General features: G+C 72.7%; 3 protein-coding genes. 1 reads left to right on the plus strand and 2 read right to left on the minus strand.

Translation table 11 applies throughout. The features are described 5' to 3' along the window. The first annotated feature begins 282 nt into the window (after positions 1-282). Positions 283-588, plus strand: a complete 306-nt coding sequence (locus tag ACWGIU_RS34045) for a hypothetical protein (RefSeq protein ID WP_453711966.1) — start codon at positions 283-285, stop codon at positions 586-588. Here the strand turns inward: ACWGIU_RS34045 and ACWGIU_RS34050 are convergent. After that, positions 564-962 (minus strand): VOC family protein, encoded by a 399-nt coding sequence (locus ACWGIU_RS34050; protein ID WP_453711967.1) that lies wholly within the window; start codon positions 960-962, stop codon positions 564-566. The two genes, ACWGIU_RS34045 and ACWGIU_RS34050, sit on opposite strands and share 25 nt — an antisense overlap. An 84-nt stretch (positions 963-1,046) precedes the next feature. Next, positions 1,047-2,537, minus strand: coding sequence for a N,N-dimethylformamidase beta subunit family domain-containing protein (locus ACWGIU_RS34055; protein WP_453711968.1), 1,491 nt, complete (start codon positions 2,535-2,537; stop codon positions 1,047-1,049). Between the last annotated feature and the right edge of the window lie 541 nt (positions 2,538-3,078).

The following is a 3,078-nucleotide window of genomic DNA, read 5'->3' on the forward strand; positions in this document are numbered from 1 at the left end:
GTGCCGGGGGTTCGACACGGGCACGCCATGACATCGTCTACCTTTCCCCGGATGGGGACAGGCGTACGGCGCTTCGACGACCGGTGGCTGGATCGGGAGTGGGGCCGCAGGCCGGACCGCGGCTTCGGCAGGCCTGGTTGCAGGGGCTGAGCTTCAACGTGGCCGCACCGGACCGCATCCGCGTCCGGCTGCTCGACCACCTGGATCTGTCCCGTACCTCCTGGCACGGCGCGACCTGTCACCCGCCGTCGTCGACGCCGCGGGCGGCCACCCCGACCGCGGGTGCGCGGCGCACTCGCCGAGGTACCCGCGTCCCTCGGGCTCTTCGCCGCCCAGTGGTCACGGCTGGTGCTCGGCGAAACCGGCGGTGCCCGGCGCCGACTGTTCCTTGAGGCCGGGGCCCATTCCGGGCGAGGGCTGACGCGGGAGGTGTACGAGACGCCGGCCGCGGACCCCTTCGGCCCGGTCCGGGAGCGGATGACGGCCACAGGACATGAGGTGGGCCGCCGGCGGCAGATGAACGGGAGTGCTCATCCGCCGCCGCGCGCCTGCTCGGCCGAGGGCTACTCGGCGCCGGGCTCCTGGTAGCCGTACGGGCGCGTGATGATCTCCATGCCGTGGCCGCTCGGGTCCGTGAAGTACACCCCGCGTCCCCCGTCGTTGTGGTTGATCTCGCCGGGGTGCCGGCCATGCGGGTCGGCGAAGTACGGGACCCGCGCCGACCGGATCTTCGCGAACGCCACGTCGAACTCCTCCTCCGAGACGAGGAACGCGTAGTGCTGCGCGGTGATGGACTCGGCCGGGACGGTCGCGAAGTCCAGGGTGACGCCGTTCGCGGTCTCGACGGGGATGAAGGGTCCCCACTCGGCCCCGACCTCCAGGCCGAGGATATGTGCCAGGAAGTCGGCGGACTCCCGGTTGTCACGGGAGTGGATGATCGTGTGGTTCAGCTGGACGGACATGAGTGAATGCCTCCGAAAGGCACGTCACGGCGCCTCCATGCCTCACCCGGCCGGTGACCGACACGCGATGCCGTGATCACGATCCTAAGCACCTTCTTCGGGCGAAGTCCACCTTTTCCGCACCTGCCCGCAGGTGCCCGCAGGTGCCCGCACCCGGGTTCCGTGTCTCAGGAACTCCCGTACACCGCCAAGATGTTGTCCTGCGCCGGGTGCGTCCGGCCGGCCGGACCCGCCGCGAACACCCGCAGGAGGTTCTCCGTCACCCGGGTGGTCAGCGCCCCCGAGCGCGCGTCCAGCCCGTGGTTGCGTCCGCTGCGGCCGTCGCCCGTCGCGTCCAGGGCCTCCACCCACCGCATCGTCCCGGTCGACGAACACGCCCGCCCCGCTCGGCGCCGTGTAGTAGGCCGTGTCCTGGTGGCTGGGCCGTCCCTCGCACACCACGGGGGAGTGGGCCAGGATCTCGATCGGCCGGGGTGTCGGGAATCCGGTGTCGACCTTGTCGTACTCGACCCCGACCAGGTGCTCGAAGCGGTCGCCCGCCCGCGCGCCGGTGCCCTCGAAGAGCCAGTGCCCGGGGTTGGTCACCACGTACGGGGCGTCCACCGGATAGCCGTCGTAGATCACGCCCAGCAGCGAGCTCTCCGGGTCCGCGCCGGGCGCCGAGCGGAAGTCCACCGTCGCGGGATGGCCCCGCTCGAAGCCCGGGTCCTGCTCGTAGGAGGACTTGTAGCAGACCAGCGTACGGTCCGGCCCCAGGTCGGAGGGCTCCAGGCGGATCCGGCGGTAGCAGCAGTTCGCGCCCAGGATCGCGATGTTGGTACCGGCGTCGCGGGCGGCCGTGACATGGGCCCGCTGCTCCGGCGACCAGTACTCGTCGTGTCCGAGCGAGAGCACCGCCGCCGCTCCCTCCAGGAGCCGCTTCTCCCGTGCCACATCAGTGGTGGTCGTGTAGGCGAGAGGTATGCCGAGCCGCTCGGCCAGCGCGATCAGTGGAGCCTCGTACACCAGGAACAGGCCCGCGCCGTCGTCGTACTCGTACGGCCGGTCGAAGCTCACGGCGAGGGAGCGGGAGGCGAATCCGCCGGTGGGGCCGTCGTAACTGCCGTAGCCGCCCCACCGGTTGTACGCCTGCCAGGTGGCCACCGCGTTGACCACGACGGTACGGCCGGCGGTCGCCGCGGAGCGGACGGTGAGCGGGACGAAACGCCGGCCCTCACCGCCCTGCGCGTCCAGCCGCAGCAGGTAGCTTCCCTCCGGCCAGTCCTTCGTCCCGACCGTGGCGGTACGGGTCCACCGTGTGCGGACCGTCCTGGTCCGAGCGTCCACCGTGTGCGCCGGCTGCAGAGCCCCGGGCAGGGCCTCGGAGCGCCACACCAGACGCGCCCGGGCCCCGCCGTACCAGCCCATCCGGTAGGCGGAGACGGTGAACCGGGGTGCGGTCGTCGACACGTGCAGCCCGAAGGACTCGCCGGGCAGGACGCTGACCCTGTCCGAGAACCCCTCGATGGCCCGCGCCGGGCCGGCCTTGCCCACCGGCCAGTCGGCATGGCCCGGGAGGGCGTTCTCGGCCTTCACGTCGAGCCCCCGTGTCCCGGCCGCCGACGGCTGTCCGCCGGGCGCGGCGGACCCCGACGCCGCCCCGGAGCCCGGCCCGGACCCGCCCGTCACGGTCGCCGTTCGCGCAACCGGCCACCGCCCCGAGCCCCGCAGCCGTGGCCGTCCCCGCCGCGATCGCGAGGAACCGCCGCCTGCCCGCGCCTTCGCCGTCCGTGGCGGCCCCGGCCGTGTACTCCTGATCCATGCAGGGCACGTTATGTGACGCTTGGGCCCACGCTTCCACCGGCCGGCCGGAACTGTCCGCGCGGGCGAGAAGCCCCCCCCTGGGGCCCTGTCAGCCTCATCGCACCTGCCCGGCGGACCGGTCGGCGAGTGACGGAAAAATGGATTCGCCCCCGCTCCCCGGCCGGGTACGGTCGGGCCGGTCAGTGAGAGAGTTCCTCCCGTGAAGCGCACGAGCACCCACCTCGCCGACGGCCGCGAGATCCTCTACTTCGACGCCGACGACGGCGCCGCCCCCCGCGCCGTCCCCGACACCCGTCCCCTCGAACCGCCGGCC

The organism is Streptomyces sp. NPDC054840, from assembly GCF_053611065.1.

Excerpts from the sequence above, each read along its gene's own strand:
- ACWGIU_RS34050 (WP_453711967.1), bottom strand. The coding sequence starts at position 962 with ATGTCCGTCCAGCTGAACCACACGATCATCCACTCCCGTGACAACCGG.